Source organism: Brachybacterium alimentarium, assembly GCF_002332425.1.
Classification (GTDB): Bacteria; Actinomycetota; Actinomycetes; order Actinomycetales; family Dermabacteraceae; genus Brachybacterium; species Brachybacterium alimentarium.
The window spans coordinates 1-1510 of record NZ_NRGS01000059.1 but is presented as its reverse complement, the minus strand read 5'-3'; the positions used below and the strand labels follow the sequence as shown (position 1 = coordinate 1510).

The following is a 1510-nucleotide window of genomic DNA, read 5'->3' as shown; positions in this document are numbered from 1 at the left end:
GTTCGCTGGCGCGCTGGAGTGATCCTGGAGCCCACCCTCGCCTTGGTCACGGTAGCGGCCGACCCATTTCGAGAGCGTGGTGCGGGCGATGTGGAACTCGGCGGCGACGTGGGCGATCGGGCGACCGGAGTCGACGACCTGGGCGACAGCGCGCTGTCTTCCGACGACGGTCAATGGGGCATTACGGTGGTGCATGGAACGGGCCTCCTCCTGCAAGACGGTTGCTTAGACACCACCCATCGTGCAGTCCAGGGGCCCGTTCCTTCATCCCCCACGCGCCGTCCACAACGTCATGACCCGCAACACCTAGATGTACTCGGCCAGCAGGTTGATTACAGGCGGGTGATGGGCGGGTGTCTTCCGAGCGCGGTGTGGCGGCGGCGAGTGTTGTAGAGCTCGAGCCATGGCGCAAGGGCGCGGGAGCGCTCGATGTTGCAGACGAGCACCTGCCAGTAGGTCCACTGGACCTGCAACGTGCGGTTGAACCGCTCGACCCTGCCGTTCTGCCAGGGGTAGTGAGGCGTGATGAACAGGTGCTTTGCCTCGAGAGCGTCGATCATCTCGCGCACCGCGGGGGCGCTGCTGCACCGCAGGTGACTCATCAGTCCGTGCTGTGCCGTGTTCCAAGCAGTCGACGGGCGAGGTCGAGCGCGACGAAGGCGACGAGTGTTGCTCCGAGCAGGGGAAGGGCGAGGCCGACGACCGCGGCTATCGCGATGAGAATGCCGTAGGCCGCTGCGGTGTCGACCCGGCGACCGAGAGCGGTGGGAAGTCCTGTGCGCGGCGGCTTGGGGCGACGTCGCCACCACATGCGGTATCCAATGACAATGAGCGTGATGATGGCTCCTGCGATGGCGATGAGCAGGAGCTGGTTGGGCCAGCCGAAGAGGATTCCCATGTGGAAGGAGATCCCGGCTTCGGCGAGCTTTCCGGCGACCGGCCAGTCGGCGAACTGCACGCTCTCGACGACCGCTCCGGAGGCGGGGTCGAACGCCATGGAGTCCTGTTTCAGGGGCCATGAGCGCTGCACCTGCGAGACGACCCATGCTCCTCCGTCAGTGCTCGGAGTAATCGCCACCGGATCACCGAGTCCCTCTGCACGGGCCACGTCGAACACGCTCTGCGTGGTGGCCGGAACCTCTTCTTCTGCGACCTGGGTGGTGGTTGTCGCCTCGGAGGAGAGGTACGGCGTAGACCAGTCCAGGCTCTGGCGCAGCGCGCTGAAGTTCCCGCCGGCGAACTGGGACCAGGTCAGTCCTGTAGCGGAGAGGAAGAACAGTCCGATCGCGGCCCAGACGCCGATGGTGGCGTGGAGGCTAATGGAGCGCTGTCGCTGTGGTCCCTTGTGCTGAGGCAGAAGGTAGGCGCGGGCAGAGCGGGTGCGGACCTTGCGGGTTATCCAGATGATGAGTCCGCTGAGGGCGAGGACCCACAGCCAGCTGGCGGCGACCTCGCTGTACCACCGGCCGGCGTCGCCGAGGTGGAGGTTGCGGTGGAGGTTGAACCGACC

At 66.0% G+C, this 1510-nt stretch carries 3 protein-coding genes; all 3 read right to left on the bottom strand.

The genetic code is table 11. From position 1 onward, the window contains the following. Positions 1-195, bottom strand: a 195-nt coding sequence (locus CIK71_RS17290; protein ID WP_141393757.1) for a helix-turn-helix domain-containing protein, incomplete at its 3' end; no start/stop codon positions are given. A gap of 137 nt (positions 196-332) precedes the next feature. Continuing rightward, entirely contained in the window at positions 333-602 is a 270-nt protein-coding gene (locus CIK71_RS17285; RefSeq protein ID WP_096166905.1) for an integrase core domain-containing protein, read from the bottom strand. Next, on the bottom strand, positions 602-1510 hold a 909-nt coding region (locus CIK71_RS17280; RefSeq protein WP_141393756.1), incomplete at its 5' end, for a PepSY-associated TM helix domain-containing protein. The genes CIK71_RS17285 and CIK71_RS17280, both read right to left, overlap by 1 nt.

Coding starts and splice junctions, on each gene's coding strand:
- CIK71_RS17285 (WP_096166905.1), bottom strand. CDS start 602: ATGAGTCACCTGCGGTGCAGCAGCGCCCCCGCGGTGCGCGAGATGATC.